The organism is Paenarthrobacter sp. NPDC091669 (assembly GCF_044756725.1).
GTDB lineage: Bacteria > Actinomycetota > Actinomycetes > Actinomycetales > Micrococcaceae > Arthrobacter > Arthrobacter bambusae_C.
Genome location: NZ_JBIVTK010000004.1, coordinates 275,266 through 299,423 on the forward strand (window position 1 = coordinate 275,266; position 24,158 = coordinate 299,423).

The 24,158-nt window shown below is 63.4% G+C and carries 23 protein-coding genes; 1 reads left to right on the forward strand and 22 read right to left on the reverse strand.

All coding sequences use genetic code 11. The features are described from left to right. Positions 1-9 precede the first annotated feature (9 nt). The 13 genes from ACIQLI_RS08905 to pyrR form a co-directional block, all read right to left on the reverse strand. Positions 10-2,109, reverse strand: a complete 2,100-nt coding sequence (locus tag ACIQLI_RS08905; RefSeq protein ID WP_400387292.1) for a primosomal protein N' — start codon at positions 2,107-2,109, stop codon at positions 10-12. Positions 2,110-2,253: 144 nt separating this feature from the next. Further along, positions 2,254-3,483: a methionine adenosyltransferase gene (gene metK / locus ACIQLI_RS08910; RefSeq protein WP_311212937.1), complete on the reverse strand. Its 1,230-nt coding sequence runs from the start codon at positions 3,481-3,483 to the stop codon at positions 2,254-2,256. 76 nt (positions 3,484-3,559) lie between these two features. Further along, a complete protein-coding gene (gene coaBC, locus ACIQLI_RS08915) occupies positions 3,560-4,810 on the reverse strand; it encodes a bifunctional phosphopantothenoylcysteine decarboxylase/phosphopantothenate--cysteine ligase CoaBC (protein ID WP_400387296.1) in 1,251 nt (416 codons plus the stop codon). Positions 4,811-4,838: 28 nt separating this feature from the next. Beyond that, positions 4,839-5,099, reverse strand: coding sequence for a DNA-directed RNA polymerase subunit omega (gene rpoZ / locus ACIQLI_RS08920; protein WP_017197559.1), 261 nt, complete (start codon positions 5,097-5,099; stop codon positions 4,839-4,841). 39 nt (positions 5,100-5,138) lie between these two features. Further along, complete coding sequence (gmk, locus tag ACIQLI_RS08925) at positions 5,139-5,711, reverse strand: guanylate kinase (RefSeq protein WP_026540798.1); 573 nt, start codon at positions 5,709-5,711, stop codon at positions 5,139-5,141. A 21-nt stretch (positions 5,712-5,732) separates the two neighbouring features. Beyond that, entirely contained in the window at positions 5,733-6,059 is a 327-nt protein-coding gene (gene mihF / locus ACIQLI_RS08930; protein ID WP_024816819.1) for an integration host factor, actinobacterial type, read from the reverse strand. Positions 6,060-6,156: 97 nt separating this feature from the next. Beyond that, positions 6,157-7,032 carry an orotidine-5'-phosphate decarboxylase gene (gene pyrF / locus ACIQLI_RS08935; protein WP_400387301.1) on the reverse strand — a complete coding sequence of 292 codons (876 nt, stop codon included), beginning with the start codon at positions 7,030-7,032 and terminating at the stop codon, positions 6,157-6,159. Then, positions 7,025-10,333, reverse strand: a complete 3,309-nt coding sequence (gene carB / locus ACIQLI_RS08940; protein WP_400387304.1) for a carbamoyl-phosphate synthase large subunit — start codon at positions 10,331-10,333, stop codon at positions 7,025-7,027. Before carB ends, pyrF begins: the two co-directional genes overlap by 8 nt. Beyond that, positions 10,333-11,580, reverse strand: coding sequence for a glutamine-hydrolyzing carbamoyl-phosphate synthase small subunit (gene carA, locus ACIQLI_RS08945; RefSeq protein WP_354226945.1), 1,248 nt, complete (start codon positions 11,578-11,580; stop codon positions 10,333-10,335). The genes carB and carA overlap by 1 nt, the downstream gene beginning before the upstream one ends. Beyond that, positions 11,561-12,082 carry a hypothetical protein gene (locus tag ACIQLI_RS08950; protein WP_400387307.1) on the reverse strand — a complete coding sequence of 174 codons (522 nt, stop codon included), beginning with the start codon at positions 12,080-12,082 and terminating at the stop codon, positions 11,561-11,563. Before ACIQLI_RS08950 ends, carA begins: the two co-directional genes overlap by 20 nt. Beyond that, the gene (locus ACIQLI_RS08955) at positions 12,082-13,407 is read right to left on the reverse strand and encodes a dihydroorotase (protein ID WP_400387310.1); all 1,326 of its coding nucleotides are present in this window, start codon (positions 13,405-13,407) and stop codon (positions 12,082-12,084) included. Before ACIQLI_RS08955 ends, ACIQLI_RS08950 begins: the two co-directional genes overlap by 1 nt. After that, positions 13,407-14,414 carry an aspartate carbamoyltransferase catalytic subunit gene (locus ACIQLI_RS08960; RefSeq protein WP_354226949.1) on the reverse strand — a complete coding sequence of 336 codons (1,008 nt, stop codon included), beginning with the start codon at positions 14,412-14,414 and terminating at the stop codon, positions 13,407-13,409. Before ACIQLI_RS08960 ends, ACIQLI_RS08955 begins: the two co-directional genes overlap by 1 nt. Continuing rightward, positions 14,411-14,995: a bifunctional pyr operon transcriptional regulator/uracil phosphoribosyltransferase PyrR gene (gene pyrR / locus ACIQLI_RS08965; RefSeq protein WP_354226951.1), complete on the reverse strand. Its 585-nt coding sequence runs from the start codon at positions 14,993-14,995 to the stop codon at positions 14,411-14,413. Before pyrR ends, ACIQLI_RS08960 begins: the two co-directional genes overlap by 4 nt. 155 nt (positions 14,996-15,150) lie before the next feature. On the opposite strand from pyrR, the gene ACIQLI_RS08970 reads away from it, so the two are divergent. Next, positions 15,151-16,401 (forward strand): PrsW family intramembrane metalloprotease, encoded by a 1,251-nt coding sequence (locus ACIQLI_RS08970; protein WP_400387314.1) that lies wholly within the window; start codon positions 15,151-15,153, stop codon positions 16,399-16,401. Between the two features lie 69 nt (positions 16,402-16,470). Here ACIQLI_RS08970 and nusB read toward each other — a convergent pair whose 3' ends face one another. From nusB to ruvX, 9 genes are all read right to left on the reverse strand, one after another. Continuing rightward, the gene (gene nusB, locus ACIQLI_RS08975; RefSeq protein ID WP_400387317.1) at positions 16,471-16,881 is read right to left on the reverse strand and encodes a transcription antitermination factor NusB; all 411 of its coding nucleotides are present in this window, start codon (positions 16,879-16,881) and stop codon (positions 16,471-16,473) included. Further along, positions 16,881-17,444, reverse strand: a complete 564-nt coding sequence (gene efp / locus ACIQLI_RS08980) for an elongation factor P (RefSeq protein WP_400387320.1) — start codon at positions 17,442-17,444, stop codon at positions 16,881-16,883. Before efp ends, nusB begins: the two co-directional genes overlap by 1 nt. 153 nt (positions 17,445-17,597) lie before the next feature. Continuing rightward, the gene (locus tag ACIQLI_RS08985) at positions 17,598-18,119 is read right to left on the reverse strand and encodes a tetratricopeptide repeat protein (protein ID WP_354226958.1); all 522 of its coding nucleotides are present in this window, start codon (positions 18,117-18,119) and stop codon (positions 17,598-17,600) included. Continuing rightward, a complete protein-coding gene (aroB, locus tag ACIQLI_RS08990) occupies positions 18,116-19,207 on the reverse strand; it encodes a 3-dehydroquinate synthase (RefSeq protein ID WP_400387323.1) in 1,092 nt (363 codons plus the stop codon). Before aroB ends, ACIQLI_RS08985 begins: the two co-directional genes overlap by 4 nt. Beyond that, on the reverse strand, positions 19,204-19,713 hold the full coding sequence (locus tag ACIQLI_RS08995; RefSeq protein ID WP_400387326.1) for a shikimate kinase: 510 nt from the start codon (positions 19,711-19,713) through the stop codon (positions 19,204-19,206). Before ACIQLI_RS08995 ends, aroB begins: the two co-directional genes overlap by 4 nt. Positions 19,714-19,769: 56 nt before the next feature. Further along, positions 19,770-20,969: a chorismate synthase gene (gene aroC, locus ACIQLI_RS09000; RefSeq protein ID WP_400387329.1), complete on the reverse strand. Its 1,200-nt coding sequence runs from the start codon at positions 20,967-20,969 to the stop codon at positions 19,770-19,772. 26 nt (positions 20,970-20,995) lie between these two features. Beyond that, positions 20,996-21,850 carry a shikimate dehydrogenase gene (locus tag ACIQLI_RS09005; protein WP_354226966.1) on the reverse strand — a complete coding sequence of 285 codons (855 nt, stop codon included), beginning with the start codon at positions 21,848-21,850 and terminating at the stop codon, positions 20,996-20,998. Next, positions 21,847-23,571 carry an endolytic transglycosylase MltG gene (gene mltG / locus ACIQLI_RS09010; protein ID WP_400387333.1) on the reverse strand — a complete coding sequence of 575 codons (1,725 nt, stop codon included), beginning with the start codon at positions 23,569-23,571 and terminating at the stop codon, positions 21,847-21,849. The genes ACIQLI_RS09005 and mltG overlap by 4 nt, the downstream gene beginning before the upstream one ends. Then, a complete protein-coding gene (gene ruvX, locus ACIQLI_RS09015; protein WP_354226970.1) occupies positions 23,568-24,158 on the reverse strand; it encodes a Holliday junction resolvase RuvX in 591 nt (196 codons plus the stop codon). The genes mltG and ruvX overlap by 4 nt, the downstream gene beginning before the upstream one ends.

Here is a 24,158-nt window from a genome sequence, read left to right on the forward strand (position 1 = left end):
TCTCCTGCTCTAGAGGACGTCAACCCCATCCAGGCGAAGCTGTACCGGTCCTGAACTGCGCTTGGCGGCGCTGGCCGCTTTCACTGCCCTGAGGGCGCGGGTGGCCTCAGCAGCCTCGCCATAGGGAATGAAATACAGGGTCCGGACCTCGCTATCTGCCTCGTTCCCAGGGCGGGGCGTGGCCCCTGAGTACAGCTGCACAGGGGCAGGACCGGCCTTGCGGAGTTTGGTGCCCGAGGCAGACGTGGCAGCGGCTTCAAAAGCATCCGCGAAATGACCGACGTCGGCCCTTGTCCCGGTCACCGAAGCCACCCTGACAGCCGGGGGCAACTGAAGCTCCTTCCGCAGAGCCAGTTCACGGGACGCATATCCTGACGCATCCCACCGCAGCAGTGCCCCTGTCGCCGCGGTATCGTCCGCGGTAATGACCACGAGCCCACCTTGGCTGGCCGGCTTCACGAGGGAGGCAGCATTGAACCATCGGCGAACAGTATCCTCCCCCGCCCGCAGGTTCTCCCGCCGGAGCAGCGAGTTGCCATCCAGCAGCAGGGCTGCAGCATAGCCGTTGTGCGCTACCGGCTCGGCTCCCACAGTGGCCACGACCAGGGCAGGTGAGTCCGGCACGCTTGCCTTGATGTGCTCGCCGGAGGACGTCACCACGGCTTTGCCCGGGAAAGCCCGCCCCAGTTCCTCGGCTGTCCGCATGACACCCGCAGCTCCCCTGCGCAGCCGGGTTCCGCTGCAATGCGTGCAACGCCACAGGGGAGCCGGCGTGGAGCACCAACGGCATGCAGGTGTGGCAGTGCCACTGGATACCGCCAACGGGCCTTGGCAGGCGTTGCAGCGAGCCAGTTCCCGGCAGGTCTCACAGACCAGGGAGGGAGCATATCCGGCCCGTGCAACCTGGACCAGGACGGGGCCACGCTCCAGTCCATCCTTGGCCGCACGCCAGGCCGCACCGGGCAAGCGGGCGATCCGCGCCAGAGGATCCCGTTCCTGCTCAAAACTGTCAGCGGTGTTCAGGACACGCGGAACCGTGGATCGGGCAACAGTTCGCGGCGCTTCCATCGCTACCGCCCACTGCATCTCAACGAGGCGCTGGAGTTCTGTACTGCGGCTGTGGGAGGCCATGAGGCACGCCGCATTCTCCTGCTCAGCGCGGAGCAGCAGAACCTCCCGGGTGTGCGCGTACGGAGCCCGTTGTTCGATGTGGAGGTCGTCACCGTCATCCCAGCACACCACCAGGCCCAGATCCCGGACGGGTGCATAGGCCGCCGAGCGGGTGCCGATGGCCACCCCGGCGGAGCCGCTGAGCAGGCGCAAGAAGCTTCTATAGCGGGGTGTTTGGCCGTCATCTGCGGTCAGCCGCGCAATGTCAGTGGAGGGCAGGACCTTGGCCAGCGCATCCTCGAGTTGTTCAAGGTCGCGGTAGTCGGGCACCACCACCACTGCGCCGCGGCCGGAGGACCTGACCGTGGCAACTGCTGAGGCGACCAGGGCGGGCCAGCCGCTGGGACCGAATCCCTGAAGGGCCGTGAGAACAGCCTTGGGAGAACCGCCGCCGGCAAGATGCTGTAGATACGCTGCCCCGTTGGAGTACACACCCCAGGCCTGGGCGTCCGTCAACGGTTTGAGCTCTTTGACGCCGGAGTCCAGTTCTCCTGCCAGCAGTTCCTTCTCCACCTTGGCAACCCTTGGCGGGACGGCGGTCCTGAGGACGTCGCTCAACGTTCCTGCGTATCTGGCTGCGACGGTGCCGGCCAATTCCGTGACCGCCGGGGTCAGAACAGCAACCGGTGACACCACTTTGTGCAGGGTGCTCAGCGGCGCCGCAGCATCGGAGCCTGCACGCCGTTCAATGATGTAGCCGTTGAGTTCCTGGCCATTGAACTTGACCTTCACCCGGACCCCAGGCGCAGCAACCTCTGCGAGCTCGGCCGGAACACTGTAGTCGAAGGGCCGGTCCAAGTGGGGCAGGGAGGACTCAAGCAGCACGCGCGCCACGGGATTTTCAGCCGCAAGCGGCGGCCCATGGACTGGCGGACGATCCGGAAAACCCTGCAGCAGCGAGGGTTGAAGCAACGACGGCTGGGCCTCGTGTCCTGCCATGCACTTCACCTCCAACTCTCAGCGGAAAACATCCATGGGTCCTTAACCCGGAATGCCCGCAGCGGGATTGACCCGCTGCGGGCATCTCTCTGGCACCAGCCAATCATGGGCCACTGACATTACAGTGGTCACCTACAAGACAGGTCAGGCGTTGAAGTATTCCTTCAGGTCCGCCACCCGATCCAGCCGTTCCCACGTGAAGTCCGGCTCGTCCCGGCCGAAGTGGCCATGGGCTGCCGTCTTGGCGTAGATGGGCCGTTTGAGGTCCAGTGCATCGATGATGGCCCGCGGACGCAGGTCAAAGAGTTCGTCGATGGCCTCGCTGATGCGGGCCGGGTCTACAGTCTCCGTGCCGAAGGTCTCAACGTAGGTTCCCACAGGACGGGCCTGGCCAATGGCGTAGGCAATTTGGATTTCGGCGCGCTTGGCGAGTCCGGCAGCCACCACGTTCTTGGCAACCCACCGCATGGCGTAGGCAGCAGAACGGTCAACCTTGGACGGATCCTTGCCGGAGAACGCGCCGCCGCCGTGTCGTGAGAACCCACCGTAGGTGTCCACGATGATCTTGCGTCCGGTGAGGCCTGCATCGCCTACCGGGCCGCCGATGACAAAGGCACCGGCAGGGTTCAGGATGTTCGCCGTGCGCGAGAGGTCCAGGCTTGACGCCGCGAGGACGGGGTCGATGACGTAGCTGGCGAGATCGGCCCGAAGCTGCTCGAGGCTTGCTTCCTCGGCGTGCTGGCTGGAGATCACTACGGTTTCAACGGAAACCGGGCGGTCGCCGTCGTACCCTACGGTGACCTGGGTCTTGCCGTCCGGGCGGAGGTAAGCCAATTCGCCGTTCTTGCGGACTTCAGTGAGCCGTTCGGACAAGCGGTGGGCAAGCCAGATGGGCGTGGGCATGTAGGAGGCTGTTTCATCACTGGCGTAGCCGAACATGATGCCTTGGTCGCCTGCGCCCTGGAGATCGTAGTCGTCCTCCTGGCGGCCTTCGCGGGCCTCAAGGGAGTTGAACACTCCGCCGGCGATGTCGTTGGACTGCTGGCCGATGGACACCGAGACACCACAACGGGCGCCGTCGAAGCCGTTGGCGGAAGAGTCATATCCAATGCCGAGGATGGTCTCACGGACAATCTGCGGGATCTCTACGTAAGCGTCGGTAGTGACCTCACCAGCCACGTGCACCAGGCCGGTAGTGGCCATGGTTTCAACGGCCACGCGGGACTCAGGATCAGCGGCCAGCAGCGCGTCAAGGATGGCGTCGCTGATTTGGTCGCAAATCTTGTCCGGGTGCCCTTCGGTGACCGACTCGGAAGTGAAGAGCCGGAGCTTGGACGGGGTGCCATGGTGTTCATGGTGCAGCGGTAAAGTCACTCGACCACCTTACTGGGTTGCGGGACGGCGGCATCTGCCGTGTGTCCCTGTGCTAAGAATTCGGGTGTGGGCTCAGTTACAACGCCGGGAAGACCCGTGTGAGCTCAGCGCCCACCCGATCAACCACTGCAGCGGCGACATCGGCTTTGGAACCGGCGGCCGACTGCGGTTCGGCTCCGTGACCGGAGAGGATCACCACTGAATTGTCGTCCTGGCCGAACACGCGCCCAATGCCCACCTGGTTAACGACCAGGAGGTCGCAGCCCTTGCGCTTGAGCTTGGCCGTTGCGTGTTCCAGGACGTCACCCTGGGCGTCGCCTGTTTCGGCCGCGAAACCGACAATCAATTGCCGGCCACCCTCGGCGTTGCGGCGCTCCACGAGCTCGTGCAGGATGTCAGGGTTGCGGACCAACCGCACGACGGGCGCATCCTCGCCGTCGACCTTTTTGATCTTGGTGTCCGAGACCTCGGCCGGACGGAAATCCGCCACTGCGGCGGCCATGATGACGACGTCGGAATCCACTGCCGCTTTCAGCGCGGCCTCGCGCAGTTCCAACGCCGACTCAACACGGACAAGCTCGACGCCGGCAGGCGGCTCGACGTCCATATGTGCGGCAAGGAACCGTACGGTTGCCCCGTCGGCCAAAGCTGCGGCGGCCAGGGCAGCACCCTGCTTGCCGGACGAGCGGTTGCCCAGGAAGCGGACCGGGTCCAGTGCTTCCCTGGTGCCACCGGCTGAGATCGTGACGATCCGGCCTGCCAGCGGCTGCTCCGCGGCGGTCGAAGCCTTGGCGCCGTCCGCCACCTCAGCCAAAGCCATGGCGGCCGTGAAGATCGCCTCCGGCTCCGGCAGGCGGCCAGGACCCGAGTCCGATCCGGTGAGGCGACCGGAGGCCGGCTCGAGCACTGTCACACCGCGGCCGCGCAGCGTCTCTACGTTCGCCTGGGTTGCGGCGTGCTGCCACATCTCAGTGTGCATGGCCGGAGCGAAGAGTACTGGCCCGTGGGCCATGAGCAGAGTATTGGTGAGGAGATCGCCGGCTTGTCCTGTTGCAGCCTTGGCAAGGAGGTCCGCTGTGGCGGGCGCAACCACGATCAGGTCGGCTTCATGGCCCAACCGCACGTGATTGACCTTCTCGACGTCGTCGAAGACGCTGTTGCTCACGGGGTTGCCCGAAAGGGCCTCCCACGTAGCGACGCCAACAAACCGCGTGGCGGCTTCCGTGGGGATGACCGTGACCTTATGGCCGGCTTCAGTAAAAAGCCGGAGGAGCGATGCAACCTTGTAGGCTGCAATCCCTCCCCCGACTCCGAGGACTATGCGCACGTGACCTCCGTCAACAGGCAGTCTGTACTTATTCTGCGGGCTCGATCGGCGTGGAAACCAAAAGGCCTTCGTTGATCTCGCGCAGTGCGATCGACAGCGACTTCTCGTTCAGCTTGGTGTCAACCAGCGGGCCAACGTACTCAAACAGGCCCTCGTGGAGCTGGGCGTAGTAGGCGTTGATCTGGCGGGCGCGCTTAGCGCCGAAGATGACCAGGCCGTACTTGGAATCAGCAGCCTCAAGCAGCGAATCGATCGGCGGGTTGATGATGCCTTCAAGGTTCGTGGACACGAATTCTCCAAATTTTAGCGGGCCAACAAATGCAAGCGCTTAGCGCTGGTGCGGGGTAAGCCCCATGAGTGAAACAAGCTCGTCCGCTGCCCGGCGAACGTCGTCATTGATGACGGTGTGGTCAAACTCCGGTTCAGCAGCAAGTTCCAGTTTAGCGGTTTCCAGCCTGCGCTGCTGTTCCTCGGGAGTTTCCGTGCCGCGGCCCACCAGGCGGCGGACCATTTCGTCCCACGTGGGCGGGGCCAGGAACACAAAATTCGCGTCCGGAACAGCCTCCTTAACCTGGCGTGCGCCCTGGAGGTCAATCTCCAGGAGGACAGACTTCCCTTCGGCGATGGCAGCGTTGACAGTGCTGCGAAGCGTCCCGTAGCGGTTCTGTCCATGCACCACGGCCCACTCCAGCAATTCACCATCCGCCACCAGGGAGTCAAACTCCTCTGCGGACTTGAAGAAGTAGTGAACGCCATCCTGCTCACCCGGACGCGCGGCCCGGGTGGTTGCCGAGACTGAGAGCCAGACCTCTGGATAGTTGTCCCTGATGTAGGTGGATACGGTTCCCTTGCCAACGGCAGTGGGGCCTGCAAGGACAGTCAGTCCGGGTTTCTTGCTCACGGATTCCTTCGGGGAGATGCGTCAAACGCTTTGCTGGGTGTCCATAAAATCTACCAGCGCCCGGGCCTGGTGAATTCCCAGGCCCCTGATGCGCCGGGATCCGGCGATGCCTATCTCCGCCATGATCCCGGCCGCCCTGACCGGGCCAATGCCCGGCAGGGCCTCCAGGAGTTCCACCACGCGCATGCGCGCAATCGCCTCATCCGTTGTCCCGGACGAGATCAGCTCCGCAATACTCACCTCGCCGCGCTTGAGCCGTTCCTTGGCGGCGGCACGGACTGCCCTCGCCTTGGCGGCCTTCTCCAGCGCATCGGAACGCTCTTGTGGTGTCAGCTCTTTAAGGCCCACTGCCAAACCCCTGTCAGATCGCGATTGTGATCCAGATCACGCGGACTGATCCTGAACCTACCGGCAGGGGCGCTGTTGCGCAATGAGGCCAGGCAACTTACTCCGGCCGAAGCCCGGCCAGCGTCTCTTCGGTTGCGGCACGAAGGGCCGCCACCGAGGGACCTGCGGCCAGGATGCCCCGGCTGGAGGTAGCAAGGACCGAGGGATAGGCAGCACCGAACGTCGCACGAAGGTCAGCAGGGGTAGCACCCTGGGCGCCGAGTCCCGGCGCAAGGATGGCACCGCGGACTGGTCCAAGATCGATGTCCAGGTCCTCAAGCGCCGAACCGATCGTGGCGCCCACAACCAACCCCACGGAACCAAGAGTGCCCTCGTACCGCTGGTTCTCGGCTGCAGCGGCGGCCACAATCCTGCGGGCCACCGAATCGCTTCCGCCAACATGCTGGACCGACTTCCCTTCAGGGTTCGATGTCAGTGCAAGCACGAACACTCCCCTGCCGTACCGGTCAGCCAGGTCCAGCGCCGGACGCAGTGATTCAAAGCCGAGGTACGGGCTGAGGGTCACTGAGTCAGCGGCCAAGGACGAACCATCACGCAACCATGCGTCGGCATACGCCGCCATGGTGGAACCGATGTCACCACGCTTGGCGTCTGCAATGCTGAGCACGCCCGCTTCCGAGGAAGCGGCAAGAGTGCGCTCAAGGATGGCCATGCCGGCGGAGCCGTGGCGCTCGTAGAGCGCCACCTGCGGCTTGACCGCGGCAGCGAGGGAAGCAACCGCCTCCACCACTGTCAGGGAGAAGCGTTCCAGTCCGGCGGCGTCGTCGTTCAATCCCCATTCAGCCAACAGTTGCGGGTGGGGATCGATCCCGACGCAGAGCGGACCGCGCGCGGCCATGGCCGCAGCCAGCCGGGAGCCAAAGGACTCCCGGGCCGGCTGCTGCTCTTGCTGTGGTGCAGCAGACTCAGGCATTGGCTGCTTCCACTGCAGCGGCCAGGTTGGCCGCGTGCTCCTGCAGGCTGGTCACGGACCACTCGTACGTGCGCAGTGCCTCGATGGCCTGCACCGCTGCGTTGAATTCCGCGACGGTGGTGATACAGGGGATGCCGATGGACGTGGCGGCGGCACGGAGTTCGTAGCCGTCGCTTCGTGCTTCGCCACCGGACGGCGTGTTGAACACCATGTCGATTTCACCGGCGATCACGAGGTCCGCGATGGTGCCTTCACCTTCGGCGCTGCTGCCCTCGGCCACCTTGCGCACCGGCGTCGCCTGGATGCCGTTGCGGCGCAGGACGTCGGCCGTTCCACCCGTGGAAACGATCTCGAAACCGAGGTCCGAGAGGCGCTTGACGCCCATGATCACCGAACGCTTGTCACGGTTGGCCACCGAAACGAAGATCTTGCCTTCGGTGGGCAGCGCGTTGTTCGCGGCAGCCTGGCTCTTGGCGAAAGCGGTGTCGAAGTGCTTGTCGATACCCATGACTTCACCCGTGGAGCGCATTTCCGGGCCCAGCAGGGAGTCAACTACCTTGCCTTCAGGAGTGCGGAACCGGCTGAACGGAAGCACGGCTTCCTTGACGGCCACCGGCGCGTCCAGGGGCAGCGTTGAACCATCGCCGGTTTCCGGCAGCATCTTGTAGGCGGCGCGGAGCTGGTTGATGGTGACACCGGTACCGATGAGGGCTGCGGCCTTGGCCATCTGCACGCCCGTTGCCTTGGAGACAAACGGAACCGTGCGGGAGGCGCGCGGGTTGGCTTCAAGGACGTACAGGACGTCCGAGGCCAGCGCGAACTGGATGTTGATGAGGCCACGAACGCCCACACCCTCCGCGATGGCACGGGTGGCGGTGCGAACACGCTCGATCACGTTGTTGCCCAGGGTGATCGGTGGCAGGACACACGCGGAGTCACCGGAATGGATGCCAGCCTCTTCGATGTGTTCCATGATGCCGCCAAGGTACATGTCAGTGCCGTCAAAGAGTGCGTCGACGTCGATTTCGACCGCATCCTCAAGGAAGCGGTCGATCAGCACCGGGTGGTCCGGGGTGATCTCCGTGGCGTTGGCGATGTAGCGGGAGAGGTTGGCTTCGTCATAGACGATTTCCATGCCGCGTCCGCCCAGGACGTACGAGGGACGGACCAGGACCGGGTAGCCGATTTCGTCGGCGATCTTCTTGGCGTCCTCGAAGGAGACTGCGGTGCCGTTCTTCGGGGAGGTCAGTCCGGCTTCGTCCAGTACGCGGGCGAACGCACCACGGTGCTCGGCGAGGTCGATCGCTTCCGGGGACGTACCCAGGATGGGCACACCGGCGTCGGCGAGCTGCTGTGCCAGCTTGAGCGGAGTCTGTCCACCGAGCTGCACGAACACGCCCATAACGCCGCCGGTGCGTTCCTCGGCCGCGATGACCTCAAGGACGTCCTCGAGGGTCAACGGCTCAAAGTAGAGGCGCGTGGAAACGTCATAGTCCGTGGACACAGTCTCGGGGTTGCAGTTGACCATCACGGTCTCGTAGCCGGCCTTGCGCAGGGCCATGGAAGCGTGCACGCAGGAGTAGTCGAACTCGATGCCCTGGCCGATGCGGTTGGGCCCGGAGCCGAGGATGATGACGGACGGCTTGGCGTGCAGGCCGACCTCGTCCTCTTCGTCGTAGGAAGAGTAGTGGTAAGGGGTGTAGGCGGCGAACTCCGCGGCGCAGGTATCCACCGTCTTGTAGACCGGGCGGATACCCAAAGCATGACGGACTCCGCGGACCACGGCCTCGTTGTTGTGCGTCAGGGCACCGATTTGCTCGTCGGAGAACCCGTGGCGCTTGGCATTGCGCAGCATTTCCTCCGTGAGCACGCCGGCCTTGCGGATCTCTTGTGCAGTCTCATTGAGCAGCTGCAGCTGGTCAAGGAACCAGGGGTCGATCTTGGTTGCTTCGAAGACGTCCTCGACGCTGGCGCCGCCCAGGAGCGCGCGCTGCACCTGGTGCAGGCGGTCCGTGGTGGGACGCTTGGCCTTCTCGATCAGCTCAGCCACCTCGTACTCCGGCACGGAGCTGAAGTCCAGCTGCGAGCCCTTCTGTTCCAGGGAGCGGAGGGCCTTCTGCAGTGCCTCGGTGAAGTTGCGGCCCATGGCCATGGCCTCGCCGACGGACTTCATGGTGGTGGTCAGCGTGTTGTCGGCGGCCGGGAACTTCTCGAAAGCGAAGCGCGGGACCTTGACCACTACGTAGTCCAGGGTCGGCTCGAAGGAGGCCGGGGTCTTCTGGGTGATGTCGTTGGGGATCTCATCCAGTGTGTAACCGAGGGAAAGCTTGGTGGCGATCTTAGCGATGGCGAAGCCGGTGGCCTTGGACGCCAGCGCGGACGAACGCGAGACGCGCGGGTTCATCTCGATGACCACGACGCGGCCCGTAGCGGGGTCGATGGCGAACTGGATGTTGCAGCCACCGGTGTCCACGCCAACCTCGCGGATGACGGCGATGGAAACGTCGCGCAGCTTCTGGTACTCGCGGTCCGTGAGGGTCAGTGCCGGGGCAACAGTGATGGAGTCACCGGTGTGGACGCCTACGGGATCGAAGTTCTCGATGGAGCACACAACAACGACGTTGTCGTTCTTGTCGCGCATCATCTCCAGCTCGTATTCCTTCCAACCAAGGATGCTTTCTTCAAGCAATACCTCGGTGGTGGGGCTGTACTGGAGGCCCTGGCCCACGATCCGGCGGAGGTCGTCCTCGTTGTAGGCCAGGCCTGAACCCAGGCCACCCATGGTGAAGGAAGGACGGACCACCATGGGGTAGCCGAGGTCCTCCGCAGCAGCGAAGGCCTCGTCCATGGTGTGGATGATGTGGCTGCGGGCGGACTCTGCGCCACAACGCTCCACCACACCCTTGAACTTCTCACGGTCTTCGCCGAGCTCAATGGCGGCAATGTTCGCACCGATGAGTTCCACGTTGTACTTCTCCAGGACACCGTTCTTGTCCAACGCAATGGCGGTGTTCAGGGCAGTCTGGCCACCAAGGGTAGGCAGGATGGCGTCCGGACGCTCCTTGGCGATGATCTTCTCCACCACCTCAGGCGTGATGGGTTCCACGTACGTGGCATCAGCGAACTCGGGGTCCGTCATGATGGTGGCCGGGTTGGAGTTCACCAGGATGACGCGGAGGCCTTCCTCCTTGAGGACCCGCAAGGCCTGGGTACCGGAGTAGTCGAACTCGGCTGCCTGGCCAATGACGATGGGCCCTGAACCGATGACGAGGACACTCTTGAGATCTGTACGCTTGGGCATTACTTCTTGTCCTCAGTCTTGGAGTCGGTGGACGTGGCGGCCTCAGCCTTGGACTTGGTGTCGGCCATGAGGTCGATGAAACGGTCAAAGAGGTAGGCGGCATCGTGCGGGCCCGCTGCAGCCTCGGGGTGGTACTGGACCGAGAACGCGGGGATGTCCAGGCACGCGAGTCCTTCAACGACGTCGTCGTTCAAGGACACGTGGCTGACTTCTACCCGTCCGTAACGCTCTTCGGGAGCAATCGTGGCGCCGTTCATGGGAGCGTCCACGGCAAAGCCGTGGTTCTGCGAGGTGATTTCCACCTTGCCGGTGCGGCGGTCCATGACCGGCTGGTTGATGCCACGGTGGCCGTAGCGGAGCTTGTAGGTGCCAAAGCCCAAGGCGCGGCCCAGGATCTGGTTGCCGAAGCAGATACCGAAGTACGGCAGCTTCTCATCCAGCACCGAACGCAGCAGGGAAACCTGGTGCTCGGCGGTGGCGGGGTCACCCGGACCGTTGGACATGAAGAAGCCGTCAGGGTTGACTGCGTTGACGTCCTCCAGCGTGGAGGTGGCCGGCAGTACGTGGACGCGGACACCGCGCTCGGCGAAACGCACCGGGGTCATGGCTTTGATGCCAAGGTCCACAGCGGCGATGGAGAACCGGGGCTCGCCTTCCCAGCCGTGATCCTTGGGTTCCACCACGTAGGCCTCGTCGATGGAGACTTCCTCCGCCAAGGCGGCGCCTTCCATGGGTGCGCTGGCCAGGACGGCGTTCAGGAGTTCCTTATCGGTGGCTTGTGCAGCCTCGCCGGAGAAGATGCCTGCGCGCATGGTTTTGTGCTCGCGGAGGTGGCGGGTGATGGCACGGGTGTCTACGCCCTGGATGCCAACGATGCCCTGTTCCACCAGTTCGTCATCGAGGCTTCGCTCCGAGCGCCAGTTGGAGGGACGGCGTGCGGCGTCGCGAACGACGTAGCCTGCCACCCAGATTCGGCGGGACTCAGCGTCTTCGCTGTTGACGCCGGTGTTACCGATGTGCGGCGCAGTCTGGACTACCAGCTGGCGCGCGTAGGAGGGGTCGGTGATGGTCTCCTGGTAACCGGTCATGCCGGTGGCGAACACCGCTTCACCGAGCGCAGTTCCCTGGGCGCCATAGCTGCGGCCGCGGAACATGCGGCCGTCTTCGAGCACCAGCACTGCTGCTGAGGGGGTGGGTGTGGTGGCTGCTTTACTATCCGTCACTTTATTACTTTCCACTATCGGCATCTGCCTGAGGGGCTGCGGAGATCAATTCCTGAAGGGCTTCGAGGAGGAGCTGCTTATCGGCTGCGTGCCTGGACCGGAATCCGGTATCCAGTTCCCGGCCACCGAGACTCCAGCTGATGACCAGGAGCCCGTCTTTTTCGACGAACTTCCCTGCCATGCCGCTGGACGCACGGGTGTCGGCCAGTGCCGAGCGGGGGATGAAGACCGGGGCGGCACCGGAGCGGTCGAACAGCACGCCTTCGGCGTGGATGCTCAGTTCCGCGTTGGTCCGGATACCAAGGCCCTGAACCGCTATGCGGTCCAGCCAGTCGCCCGCCGTCGTGGTGGCGACGTACTGGCCATCTGCGACCACTGTGGCCGGCGTCAGCTGCTCCGGCACCGCGGGAAGGCGTTCGACGTCGGCCTGTCGCCTCAGCCTGTTACGCCACCCCAGCCAGATCATCGCCAGGACGACGACGATCAACGGCACCGTGATGAGCACGGTCAGTGTCTGGTTATCCATTAATTGCTGCTGACTTCCGGGTACCGGTACGGCGTGTTGAGCTGGCCGTCGAGGACCGTGGGATGGCCTTTGAAGAAGGTTGCCACCACGGATCCGGGCAGCTCCTTGCCCTTGAACGGTGAATTGCGGCCCATGGTTGCCATTTTATGGGGGTCAACGGTCCATCGCGCAGCCGGGTCCACCAGGATGACGTTGGCAGGCTCGCCGACCTCCAGCGGACGGCCCTGGTCAGCGACACGGCCGATGACCGCCGGAGTGAAGGAAGTTACCCTGGCGAAGTCGGCCCAGGACATCAGGCCAGTCTCGATCATGGTCTCCTGGACCACCGACAATGCCGTCTCCAGTCCAGTCATGCCCATTGCGGCCTGCGCCCACTCACATTCCTTGTGTTCACTGGGATGCGGGGCGTGGTCGGTGCCCACGACGTCGATGGTGCCGTCTGCCAGGCCTTCGCGCAAAGCTTGCACGTCAGCATCGGTACGCAACGGCGGATTGACCTTGTAGACGGGGTCATAGCTGCGGACCAGTTCATCGGTGAGGAGCAGGTGGTGCGGCGTGACCTCGGCCGTGACGTTGATTCCCCGAGCCTTGGCCCAGCGCACGATTTCCACGGATCCCGCGGTGGAGACGTGGCAGACGTGGAGGCGGGACCCAACATGCTGGGCCAGCAGGACGTCGCGGGCGATGATGCTCTCTTCTGCAACGGCCGGCCAACCGGTCAGTCCGAGGACTGCTGAGACGGTGCCTTCGTTCATTTGTGCCCCGGCGGTAAGGCGCGGTTCCTGCGCGTGCTGGGCCACCACGCCGTCGAACGCTTTCACGTACTCCAGGGCGCGGCGCATCAGAACGGGATCGTGGACGCAGATACCGTCGTCGGAGAACATGCGGACTTGGGCCCGGGAATCGGCCATGGCCCCAAGCTCGGCGAGCTGTTCGCCCGCCAGACCAACAGTGACCGCTCCCACGGGACGCACGTCCACCCAGCCCGACGCGCGGCCCAGGCTGTGGACCTGTTCCACGACACCCGCAGTGTCAGCCACCGGGTTGCTGTTGGCCATCGCGTGCACGGCGGTGAAGCCGCCCAGGGCCGCGGCACGGGTACCGGTTTCCACCGTTTCGGCGTCTTCGCGGCCGGGTTCGCGCAAGTGGGTGTGCACGTCAACCATGCCGGGCAAGGCGATGAGGCCAGCGGCGTCAATCACCGTGGCGCCGTCAGCGGCAAGGTCCTTGTCGCGCGCTTCGATCATGCCATCGCGGATCAGCAGGTCTTCAGCTTCGCCGCCGAGGATGGCGGCCCCACGAATCAGGTAGGTGTTCTCGGCCATCAGTTGGTCTCCTTGCTGGGCTGGCTTAAGGTGTGGGCCGCTTCGCGGGAGTCTCCGGAGAGCAGCAGGTAGAGGGCGGCCATGCGGACCGAAACACCGTTGCGTACCTGGGCAAGCACGGTGGAACGCGGAGAATCCGCGGCGGCGGAGGATATTTCCAAGCCCCGGTTCATGGGACCGGGGTGCATGATGATGGTGTCCTTCATGCCGAGGTCATCAAGCGCACGGAGCCTGGCGTCGTCGAAACCCCAGCGACGCGAGTACTCCCGGGTTGAGGGGAAGAACGACGCGTTCATTCGCTCACCCTGGACGCGCAGCATCATCATGGCGTCAATGCCGGCTTCCAGCGTCTCGTCCAGGTTGTAACTGACTTTGCAAGGCCAGTGCTCGACGCCGATGGGCAGCAGCGTGGGTGGCGCCACCAGCGTGACTTCGGCACCGAGGGTCTTCAACAACCAGACGTTGGACCGGGCCACGCGGGAGTGCAGGACATCGCCGGCGATCGCTACCCGCATGCCTTTAAGGTCAGCACCGGTGGATTCGCTGCCGTTGACCTTGGACCAGTGCCGGCGCATGGTGAACGCATCCAGGAGCGCCTGCGTGGGATGCTCGTGGGTGCCGTCACCAGCGTTGATGACGGCAGCGTCGATCCAGTCTGTCGCAGCAAGCCGGTGCGGGGCGCCGGACGCCCAGTGGCGGATGACCACGGCATCCGCACCCATGGCGGCCAGGGTCTGCGCCGTGTCCTTGAGGGACTCCCCCTTGGACACCGAGGATCCCTTGGCGGCGAAGTTGATGACGTCGGCGGAGAGTCTCTTCGCGGCGGCCTCGAAGGAGATGCGGGTGCGGGTGGAGTCTTCGAAGAAGAGGTTCACCACTGTCCGGCCGCGCAACGCCGGCAACTTCTTCACTTCACGCTCGCCAACGGCGGACATCTCTTCTGCCGTGTCGAGGATTCGGATGGCGTCGAAGGCACTCAGGTTTTCGGTGGAGAGGAGGTGCTTCACTTGCCGGCCTCGATAACTACCTCGTTGACGGGCACACCGTCCACGGAGTCGATCTCCTCGAGGTGGACACGGACCTTTTCAGAAGAGGAAGTGGGCAGGTTCTTGCCCACGTGGTCCGCGCGGATGGGAAGCTCCCGGTGGCCCCGGTCCACCAGAACGGCCAAGCGGACAATCCGGGGACGGCCGAGGTCCACCAACGCGTCCAGTGCAGCACGGATGGTACGGCCCGAGTACAGGACGTCGTCGATCAGGACAACCACTTTGTTATCGATCCCGGACAAAGGCAGGCGGGTATGGCGGGGAGGCCGGGTGGGCTGGTGGGAAAGATCGTCACGGAACATGGTGACATCCAACTGGCCGACAATCGTTTCGGCGTTGACCGAGGGGTCCGCAGCTGCAATCTTTTCGGCGAGCCGTACGGCCAAGGGATAGCCGCGGCTGGGAATGCCCAACAGGACCAGGTCCTGGGAGCCTTTGTTGGCTTCGAGGATCTCGTGGGCGATACGAGTGAGCGCACGGTCAATGTCCGCCTGGTTGAGGACAACCCGCGACGGCACGTGCGCTGAAGTGACTTCAGTCATCGCTCGTCTCCCCTTTCCCCGCCTCACGGGACGGAATTAAAAAAGGAATATTTGCTTTTCAAAGCTACCACAGCGGCTCTTTGAGACCTCACCGTCAGACCAACCCAGGCGTGAGTTTAAGCTCACACTGCATGCCGTGGAATAGGCTCTTGCCCATGACCATGAACCACCACGGCCAACCCGGCGGGCAACCCTATCCGCGACCGTACCTGGAACCTGGCGCCAACCCCACGTGGATCGGACGGGTGCAGCCAGGAAACTACCAACCGGCGCCAGGGAATCCAGCCTCGCTCCCCCGGCAAAACTGGGCCACACCACAGGCACCGCGCAGCCGCCGGTCGTTGGGCACGCTGCCCTTGGTCATTGTTGGCGGGGTTCTTGCCCTTGCCAGCTTGATGCTGGTGCTGCCGTTCCTGCTGGGCAACACCGGCGTGACAGGCTTCGTGATCGGCTTCATTGCTTCGTTGATTCCTTTGTCCGTGGTGCTGCTGACGGTACGCCTCATAGATCGCTGGGAGCCGGAACCAAAAAGGCTTCTATGGTTCGCCTTCACGTGGGGTGCGGCAGTGTCGATTGCCGGGACGCTGCTCATCCAACCCCTCTTTGCCTTGGCCGCACCCACCAGCAGCGAAGAAGCTTTCACGTACTTCATGGCAACAGTCCAAGCACCCATCGTCGAGGAATTCACCAAGTCCCTCGGGTTGTTGGTCCTGATCCTGGCTGCACGGAAGTACTTTGACGGACCCGTGGACGGAGTGGTGTTCGCCTTCACCATTGCCGCCGGCTTCGCCTTCACGGAGAACATCCTCTACTTTGGACGCGAAATTGCGTCCTCCACCGATCCCGGGACGGACTTGGTCCGTATCTTCATCCTCCGCGGCGTCATGTCACCCTTCGCCCACGCCGTGTTCACCGGCACCACCGGCCTCATTATGGGTTTTGCTGCGCGGAGGTGGCACAGCGGCTATGCCGTCCTGGGATTCTTTATCGGTCTACTGCCCGCAATGTTCCTCCACAACCGCTGGAACAGCATGGGCCAGAACTTCCTGGTGGAGTACTTCGTGGTCCAGGTCCCCATCTTCCTGGGGGCAGCAGTGGGCATCATCCTGCTCCGGATCGCTGAAGGAAAACTCACGCGGCAGCGCCTGCTGGAGTATGCCCGGGCAGGGTGGTTCACTCCGGCCGAGGTGGAGATGCTTGCCACCTCACGCGGCAGGCGGCAGGCGGTGCGCTGGGCATCCACGCGCGGCCGTGGAACCCAGATGAAGTCCTTCATCAAGGGAGCCACGGCGTTGGCCTTCACCAGGCAACGGATACTCAGCGGGCGGGACGTCCATGTTCACCAGCAGGACGAATTGGAGCATCTCCGCAGTATCCCCGGCCTGCGGGCAGCAGTTCTCCAATAAAGGCAAAAAAGGACCCGCTCCCACAGTTTCCTGTGGAGCGGGTCCTTTGAATTCAGACCGGGCGTGTACCTAAGCCAGAAGGGATGGCTTCAGCTTCTGGAGCCGGCCGAGGAGTCCATTGATGAACGACGGGGACTCGTCAGTGGACATCGTCTTGGCCAGGGCCACGGCTTCGCTGACAGCTACACCATCCGGAACCTCGTCATTGTAGAGAAGTTCCCACGCACCGATCCGCAGAATGATACGGTCCACGGACGGCATCCGCTCCAGCGTCCAGCCCTGGGCGTAAGTCTCCAGGAACTCATCGATGGTTGCCTGCGTGGAGACAACACCCTCAACGATTTCCACCGTGTAGGGGTTGATGACCAAGTCAGTCTTCTCCCTGCGCGCCGTCATGGCGTCGAAAGCCGAGACAGAGCGTTGCTCTGCCTCGAAAAGTACTTCAAGAGCCCTGCTACGGGCTTTACCGCGTGCGCTCACTAGTCGTTGACCCGACCCAGGTAGCTGCCATCCCGGGTGTCGACCTTGACCTTGGTGCCCTGCTCGACGAACAGCGGAACCTGGATCTCGTAGCCGGTTTCGACAGTCGCCGGCTTGGTGCCTGCCGAGGAGCGGTCACCCTGGAGGCCCGGCTCCGTGTAGGTGATTTCGAGGACGACGCTCGGGGGCAGTTCAATGTACAGCGGGGTGCCCTCATGGATGGCAATGTTGACCATCTGGTTTTCGAGCATGAAGTTCGTGGCGTCGCCAACCGTTGCACCGGTGACGGTGATCTGGTCGTAGTCCTGGGTGTCCATGAAAACGAAGTCTTCGCCATCCTGGTACAGGTACTGGTAGTCACGGCGGTCAACGGTAGCGGTTTCGATCTTCAGACCGGCGTTGAAGGTCTTGTCGACCACCTTGCCGGACATGACGTTGCGCATCTTGGTGCGGACAAAGGCGCCACCCTTGCCAGGCTTGACGTGCTGGAACTCGATAATGTTCCAGAGCTGGCCCTCGAGCTTCAGTACGGTCCCGTTCTTGATGTCGTTTGTGGTTGCCACTCGTATCCTCTGGTTATCGCACTGGTTCTAGCTGCCAGCTATCTATGCCAAGCAGGCGTACCAATCGGCCCGCCAGCGCGTATTTATCAAAAATCCAAGAACCATTCTACCGGCAAATACGCCGAGGGCTTGCGGGGCGTGTTCCCGCGTGCGTCAGGAAGCCAGTTCCAGCACATTCCGGGCCCTCTGGAGGGCGACGGCGGAGGAGTAGATCAGCGCCGCATCAGCAGCCATGGCGACGCGAAGGTCCAGGGCTTTGGCGAACTCCTCGGATGCAGCCAAGGCGTTCCCGCTGACGAAGTATGCCCGCCCCAGGTACTGGTGGACGATCGCTTCCTTCGGGCTGCCTTGGACGTCCTGCAGGAGGTGGCGGAACAACTGTATGGCGCGGTCCAGCCTGTTGGTGGCACGGTGGACTTCCGCTTCGAAAATCCTGAGTCGGAACGACTCCGGATCCTTGTAGCGCGCTTCGGCCAACAGTTCAGCTGCCTCGTTGGGCTGATTTTCCAACAGCAATGCCATGATGCGGTCAGCGGGATCATCGGAGGCGGCAAGTGCCGTCTCCATGACTTCTTCGTTGACAATCACGGGCAGGAGGGTATCGGGATTCGTTCGAACGCCCGGGAAGCCGGCTGTTGGCCAGTCGCTGATGCCTTCCCGCACGGCGACACTCATGATGCGATCTCCTGGTAGGCCGCAAACAGGAGGGAGGTATCGGGAACGTCCAGGATGCCAGGCTTGGCGACGCCGTCAAGGACCACGAAGCGGAGAAGGTCGCCTCGAGACTTCTTGTCCCGGCGCATGCCATCCAGCAAACCCTGCCAGCGGTCACGCCGATAGGTGATGGGAAGTCCCAGGCTTTCGAGAATGGTGCGGTGACGGTCTGCATCGGCATCCGACAACCGCCCCACGCTGCGCGACAACTCGGCAGCGAACATCATGCCCACCGAGACAGCAGCACCGTGGCGCCAGGAGTATCGCTCCACCAGTTCAATGGCGTGACCCAGCGTGTGGCCATAGTTCAGGATTTCGCGGAGGCCGGATTCCTTGAGGTCCTGTGAAACGACATCTGCCTTGACCGTGATGGCCCGCTCGATGAGTTCGCGGACAACCTCCGAGGCCGGATCCATCACGGCGTCCGTGTTCTTCTCGATCAGGTCCAGGATGGCGGGATCAGCAATGAACCCACACTTGATGACTTCGGCCATGCCGGAGATCAGCTCGTTTTTGGGCAGCGTCTGAAGAGTGTCGAGGTCTGCCAGGACGGCAGCCGGCGGATGGAAAGATCCCACAAGGTTCTTGCCCTCGGCGGTGTTGATGCCGGTCTTTCCACCCACTGAAGCATCCACCATGCCCAGCAGGCTGGTCGGCATGTGGATGACTTTGACACCACGAAGCCAGGTGGCTGCCACGAAGCCCGCCAGGTCCGTCACAGCGCCGCCGCCGACCGCCACAATGGCATCAGAACGGGTGAAGTCGTTTTGGCCCAGTACCTGCCAGCAGAAAGCGGCAACCTGGATGTGCTTGCCTTCTTCTGCATCAGGGATTTCGGCAGTCAGTGCGGTGAATCCCGCTGTTTCCAGCTCGTCGCGGACCGTGTCCCCCGTCAGGCGGAGGGCCCGAGGGTGGATGACCAGGACACGCCGGACGCGCTCCCCCAGCTTTTCGGGAAGGGTCTCCAAGAGACCGCGTCCCACTACGACGTCGTAGTTTTCATTGGCGGACTGGCCAGTCACCTTGATGACAGTTGCTTCGTTGCTCACTTTTCAACTTCCTCTTTCAAGGCTGCAAACTGGCGCAGCCGCTCCTCCAACCGGAGGCCGATATCCACCACGGATCCTGAACGGACGTCCATGACGATGTCCGCGAGACGCTCATAGACAGGACGCCTCGTAGCGAACAATGCTTCCCACCGGGCCATCGCATCACCTTTCAGCAATGGCCTGCCCGTGTTGCGCGCGATCCGGTCGGCCACGGTCCCAGCGTCACACTCAAGATAGACCACCGTGCACTCCCCCAACAGTTGCTGGGTTCCGGAGTCCAGGACCGCTCCCCCGCCAAGGGAAATAATGGCGGGCTGAACCTTGGCGTTCTCAATGGATTTCGCCACTGCCCGGGCTTCAATTTCACGGAAGGCGTGCTCTCCGCGCCCCGCGAAAATATCCGCGATACTGCCGTGGGCAGACACCACCACGGCGTCAGTGTCCACGAACAGGAGCCCCAACTGCTGGGCCAACTGCTGGCCAATGGCCGACTTGCCAACAGCCATCGGGCCCACCAGCACAACGGGACGGCCGGTACAGCCGTCCAGGATCTGGCGAACCACTACCGGCCGACCGAGTCCAGGGTGGCCGGGATGCTGTCGAGGTAGCTCTGCAGGTTGCGCTGGGTTTCGGACACCGAGTCGCCGCCGAATTTCTCGGCGACGGCCTCGGCCAGGACCAGTGCAACCATTGCTTCGGCGACAACACCGGCCGCGGGCACCGCACAGACGTCGGAACGCTGGTGATGGGCCTTGGCGGGTTCGCCCGTGCTGACATCGATGGTGCGCAGGGCACGGGGAACGGTAGCGATCGGCTTCATGGCCGCACGCACGCGCAAAACTTCGCCGATGCTCATGCCGCCCTCTATGCCGCCGGCGCGGTTGGTCTGCCGAACAATTTTTCCGTCAGTGTCCTTCAGGATCTCGTCGTGGGCAGCGGAACCACGGCGCGAAGCAGTAAGGAAACCGTCACCGACCTCCACTCCCTTGATGGCCTGGATGCCCATCAGCGCAGCAGCCAGCCGGGAGTCAAGGCGGCGGTCCCAGTGCACGTAGCTGCCCAGTCCCGGCGGAAGCCCGTACGCCAGGACCTCAACAACACCGCCAAGGGTTTCGCCTTCCTTGTGGGCAGCGTCCACTTCGGCGACCATGGCGTCGGAGGTCTGACGGTCAAAGCAGCGCAGGGGGTCGGCGTCGAGGGCCAGGACATCCCGGGGCAGCGGCAGGGGGCGGCCCTCGGGAACAGTCACGCTGGCAATGGAAACCGTGTGGCTCACCAATTCCACGCCCAGCTGCTTAAGGAACTGCGCGGCAACGGTGCCAAGGGCCACGCGGGTGGCCGTTTCCCGGGCACTGGCGCGTTCAAGCACAGGACGGGCTTCGTCGAAGCCGTATTTCTGCATGCCCGTGAAATCTGCGTGGCCCGGACGCGGCCGGGTCAGGGGTGCGTTGCGGGCTTGGTCGGCAAGGATTTCGGGATCTACGGGGTCAGCAGACATGATCTGCTCCCATTTGGGCCACTCGGTGTTGCCCACCTGGATGGCTACGGGGCCGCCCTGCGTCAGGCCATGACGGACGCCACCCATGATGGTGACCTCGTCTTGCTCGAACTTCATGCGGGCACCACGTCCATAGCCCAGGCGGCGACGCGCCAAGGCATCACGGATCTGCGCGCTGGTGAGTTCAACACCGGCGGGCACGCCTTCAACAATTCCGATCAGGGCCGGACCATGGGATTCACCGGCAGTCAACCAACGCAACATATAACCAATCCTGCCATGTAAGGCTTCTAGAACACTCGCCGGGGAAGCCCGACTGAGTCGCACATCACATCTATGACGGCTGCATTCACGTCACAGCCGCTGAAGCGCCTGATCTGCTCGGCCGCCTGGTACATCAGCATCTCGAGGCCCGGCACTACGGCACCTCCATGACCATGCCACACCTCAGCGAGGCGGCTGGGCCAGGGATCGTAGGCAACGTCCAGCAGGACACCGGCCCCCGTTCCCGGCAGGGCCGCCAACTCATCCGCCAAGGAATCAGCGGCACGCGGCGGGAAAGTGGAGATCACCAGGTCGGTGCCTGCCACAGCGGTGGCTGCTTGAGTCAACGGCCTGACACTGACGGAAATTCCGACGGCGGCTGCAGCGGCTTCCGCCTCACCGGCACGTCCTGCGTCACGGACGAAGACATCCACGTGACTCCCACCAAGTTCCTTGACAGCTGCAACGGCGGCAGCGGAGGTACCGCCGCCACCCAGGATGGCCGCATGGGGCGTGGAGGCAACCCCTGCATACCGGACCGCCTCGACGATTCCGGCGACATCGGTGTTGTACCCCACGCGGCGCACAACCCCACCGTCGTGTTCAAAGACCACAGTGTTGATGACTCCCAACTGGGCGCCCGCACCGCGGACCTCGTCAACCTCCTTGACCATGGCAGACTTCAACGGCATGGTCACTGAGAGCCCGCACCAGGAGTCATCACCGCGGAGTGACCCCATGAAGGCTGGAAGGCCGTCCACGGCGACGTCGATTGCGGAGTATTCAATGTCGACGCCCAGTTTGGCGTAGGCCGCGGTGTGCAGGGCCGGTGACTTCGAATGCGAGATCGGATGCCCCAGGACCGCGGCACGACGACTCACACACACCGTCCCGGGTTGGCCTGGCACCACGCGTTGTACAGCTCAACGTAGGTGTTGTGCTCAGCCAGCGTCTTGGAGAACTTGGTTTCTTTGCTGTCCAAATTGATGGTGACCCAGTACATGTAGTCGTTCTGGGTGGGTTTGGCCGCAGCATCAATGGCAGTCTTGCCCGGTGACCCAATGGGTCCGGCCGGCAACCCAACATTGGCGTACGTGTTGTACGTATTGGACTTATCGGCCTTCTCTTCCTCCGTGAGATGGAAGGATTTCTTGCCGAGTCCGTAGGTCACCGTGGCATCGGACTGGATCAGGCCGCTGGTTTCGACATTGTTTGGCTTGAGCCTGTTGTAGATGGCGCCGGCCACGTTGCCATAGTCGGCCTGACCGCCTTCAGCCTGCACAATGCTGGCGATGGTCACGGTGTCATACTGCTTGCCCGGTTCCGTGATTCCCTGGGACTTGAGCTCATCCAGCGTGGTGGTGGCCAGCTTTTGGATGATGTCCTTGGCCGGAGTGCCGAGCGGGAAGCGGTACTCCCCCGGGGCCAGGAAGCCTTCCAGGTTCTTGGCCTTGGACGGAATGCCGAACTGTGCCGGGGCCTGGTTGAGCGCGTTGAGTTCCTGCATGGAGATGCCCGAGCCCTTGGAAATGGCTTCCAGCGACTCATTGATGCGAAGGCCGGCGCTGAGGGCGAAATACATCACCTTGGACGAGTCCTTGTTGACCAGGACATCCACGGCGTCGGAATTCTTCATCTCGGTCCGGAAGGTGAACTCGCCCGGGGACAATTCACCGCCGTCGTTGAGGAATTCCTTGACGAACGCATCGGCGTCGGCTACCACTTTGTTCTCGACGAGTGCTACGGCCACAGCTTTCGGTCCGGAGCCTTCGGGCACGGTGATATTGACCGAGCCGGTACCTGGGCCCGGATAGTCCGTGACCTTGTCCATGCCCAGCAAGGGCTTGAGGAATTGGGCCCCGATGGCGATGGCGGCAACGAAGACACCCAGCGTGATCAGCAGGGCAAGGACGCGACGACGGCGGCGGGCCTTCTTGACCGCCGCCTTGGCCGAAGCCGTCTGCTCGACAGGCGCGATGAGGTCGTGATGGTGCTCTTCGTGGTGAAGATCATCCGCGTGGTGCTCATCGTGGTGAAGATCATCCGCGTGGTGCTCGTCATGGTGAAGATCATCCGCATGGTGCTCGTCAAAGTGATCGGTGTGCGGCCCATGTCCGGCAACGTCGTGCGTGTGGTCAGGATCCACATACCCGGAGTGGTGATGTCCTTCCACCTCGTGGGGCTCGGCACCGTCCAGGTGATTCCCGCCATGATCCGGTTCAGCTGGGTGCGGCTCCCCCGGAGTCTCGACGGACGGCGATTCGTCATCGGACGCCGGGGTGGGCTCGTCGGCAGGAATCGGCGCTAAAGACACAGGTTGCTCAGTGGGAACGGGAGGAGCAGCAGGTTTTGACGCGGGACCGGGTGGAGCTGCCGGTGCAGGTGGCTCAACCGGCGCGGGCTGTACTGCGGGAACAGGGCGGGGCAGTTCAGGTTCACGGTCGGTGGACGCAGCGGCTTCCCCGGGGGTCGCTTCGGGAACGGGTACGACGTTGTGGTTCTGCGTGGCGAGGAATCGTTCCCGCGCCCGCAGCTCTTTGCGGGTCAGCGGCATACCGCCGCCGGCGGTACCGCTGGAGGGGTCGTTGTTGACCGGGCTCACAGTTGCAGTCCCCTCGTAGAAGAATCGGGTTCACTGCCGGAGGCAGCCTGCAGCGTTGGGGCACTGCTGGGCTTATCGGATTGCGCCGGTGCCTGCACTCGGCGGCCAACGTCCGTTCCTCTGGCTTTTTGCATGTCAATTGCGTGCTGCAGTATTCCAGCAGCGGCAACCTGATCAACCACTTTACGGTGGTTCCTGCTGCTCATGCCAGCTTGGTGCAGGTTCCGGTGTGCCGTGACGGTCGAAAGCCGCTCGTCAACAAGGCTCACGGGGATGTCCAAACCGGCCCGCTTCAGCTCGTTGGCGATGAGCCCGGCGTACGCGGTGGCCATGTCTGCAGAGGCACGTTCCTCGCCCTTCATGGTGCGGGGAAGGCCCACAAAGACCTGCACCGCAGGCAGTTCAGCGGCGTGTTTGACCACCGCGCGGACGTCGGAGTTCTTCTTGGCGTCCCGTGCAAGGGTCTTGAAGGGTGTGGCCAGAATTCCGTCGGGATCGCAGATGGCCACGCCCACACGGACAGTGCCGACGTCTACCCCCAGCTTGATGCCACGGGGGTAGACGTCACCGTTAGTACTTGCAGCCAC

Coding starts and splice junctions, on each gene's coding strand:
- ACIQLI_RS08905 (WP_400387292.1), bottom strand. CDS start 2,109: ATGGCAGGACACGAGGCCCAGCCGTCGTTGCTTCAACCCTCGCTGCTG.
- pyrF (WP_400387301.1), bottom strand. CDS start 7,032: ATGCCTGAGTCTGCTGCACCACAGCAAGAGCAGCAGCCGGCCCGGGAG.
- carB (WP_400387304.1), bottom strand. CDS start 10,333: ATGCCCAAGCGTACAGATCTCAAGAGTGTCCTCGTCATCGGTTCAGGG.
- carA (WP_354226945.1), bottom strand. CDS start 11,580: ATGCCGATAGTGGAAAGTAATAAAGTGACGGATAGTAAAGCAGCCACC.
- ACIQLI_RS08950 (WP_400387307.1), bottom strand. CDS start 12,082: ATGGATAACCAGACACTGACCGTGCTCATCACGGTGCCGTTGATCGTC.
- ACIQLI_RS08955 (WP_400387310.1), bottom strand. CDS start 13,407: ATGGCCGAGAACACCTACCTGATTCGTGGGGCCGCCATCCTCGGCGGC.
- pyrR (WP_354226951.1), bottom strand. CDS start 14,995: ATGACTGAAGTCACTTCAGCGCACGTGCCGTCGCGGGTTGTCCTCAAC.
- ACIQLI_RS08970 (WP_400387314.1), top strand. CDS start 15,151: ATGACCATGAACCACCACGGCCAACCCGGCGGGCAACCCTATCCGCGA.
- ACIQLI_RS08985 (WP_354226958.1), bottom strand. CDS start 18,119: ATGAGTGTCGCCGTGCGGGAAGGCATCAGCGACTGGCCAACAGCCGGC.
- ACIQLI_RS08995 (WP_400387326.1), bottom strand. CDS start 19,713: ATGGCTGTTGGCAAGTCGGCCATTGGCCAGCAGTTGGCCCAGCAGTTG.
- aroC (WP_400387329.1), bottom strand. CDS start 20,969: ATGTTGCGTTGGTTGACTGCCGGTGAATCCCATGGTCCGGCCCTGATC.